Genomic DNA, 1,288 nt, shown 5'->3' on the forward strand with positions numbered 1-1,288 from the left:
AGCGAATCCTATTCGTCTCTCTCACGCGAAATCTCTTTATCTTGTGTCCACAAATTTAGACACTCTTGTCTAAATCGTCAATCACCTCTATATAGTTTTTTATGAAGCTGCACGTTTCTCCTGACATTTTCCCGCCACGCGGCCATGAGGCCAAGCGCCTCTCGATCGTCGACTCCGCCGCCACCGTGTTTTGCCGCGAAGGTTTCGCCGGCGCCAACATCGATCTGATCGCGGCCGAAGCCGGCGTTTCGCGCCAGACGATCTACAACCATCATGGCGACAAGGAGAAACTGTTCGTCGCCGTGGTCCGCGACCTCACCGAACGCTGCAATGCCGGCATCTTCGCCACCATTGCCACCTTCCCCGACCAGCCGGGGGATCTCGAAGCCGACCTGATCGGCTTTGCCGTGCGCCTGAACCAGAACTGCATCTGCAACCGCGACGGAAAATTCCTGCGCAAGCTGATCCAGACCGAAGGCGAGCGCTATCCCGAACTGTTTGCCGAATGGCGCGAACAGGGTCCGGGCAGGACATGGCCGGCAATCGCCGCCCGCTTCGCCCGCCTCGCCTATGGCGGCCATCTCACGATCGAGGATCCCGACGTGGCGGCACGCCAGTTCCTTGGCCTCGTCAATGCCGAACTGCAGACCACCTTCATGCTTGGCGGCTCGCCTCGCGAGGACGAGGTGCTGCAATCCGCGACCAATGGCGTGCGCACCTTCCTGCGCGCCTTCGGCAAGCGCCGGTCCGCGGCCTCGTCCGAAAAGCAAAGCGCGCTCACCAGCGCCTGAGCGATCAAATCGCTGGCAATAGTCTTCGCTTCCGCGCAAGGGTCATCTATATGCGGTTTACGCCGCCCTCAAGCTTGATTACAGCTATGCGGACGATTCAACGGAACCCGACCGCCACATGGCCGACGACCACATCCGCTACGACATTCTGGCCCAGGAGGCGTTGCGCGGCGTCATGCGCAAGGTCCTGGCCGAGGTCGCGCGCACCGGCCTCCCCGGCAACCACCACTTCTTCATCACCTTCCTGACCGGCGCGCCGGGCGTACGCGTGTCTTCGCGGCTGCGCGAGCGCTATCCCGAGCAGATGACCATCGTCATCCAGTTCCAGTATTGGGACCTGAAGGTGACCGATACCGGCTTCGAGGTTGGCCTGTCCTTCTCCGATGTTCCGGAAAAACTCGAAATCCCGTTCTCGGCCGTGCGCGGCTTCTATGATCCCTCGGTCAATTTCGAGCTCGAATTCGACGTCAAGACGGATGGCGCGGCAGCCGAGGAAC

General features: G+C 60.9%; 2 protein-coding genes. Both read left to right on the forward strand.

The genetic code is table 11. The features are described from left to right. The first annotated feature begins 101 nt into the window (after positions 1-101). Positions 102-791 carry a TetR/AcrR family transcriptional regulator gene (locus EN964_RS34915; RefSeq protein ID WP_127271156.1) on the forward strand — a complete coding sequence of 230 codons (690 nt, stop codon included), beginning with the start codon at positions 102-104 and terminating at the stop codon, positions 789-791. 118 nt (positions 792-909) lie between these two features. Then, positions 910-1,288 (forward strand): SspB family protein (locus EN964_RS34920; protein WP_127277466.1); only part of this gene is annotated, 379 nt, incomplete at its 3' end.

Origin of the sequence: Mesorhizobium sp. M7A.F.Ca.CA.001.10.2.1 (assembly GCF_003998575.1) — a bacterium.
GTDB lineage: Bacteria > Pseudomonadota > Alphaproteobacteria > Rhizobiales > Rhizobiaceae > Mesorhizobium.

Bases quoted from the DNA above. Each gene is read 5' to 3' on its own strand.
- EN964_RS34915 (WP_127271156.1), top strand. From the start codon at position 102: ATGAAGCTGCACGTTTCTCCTGACATTTTCCCGCCACGCGGCCATGAG.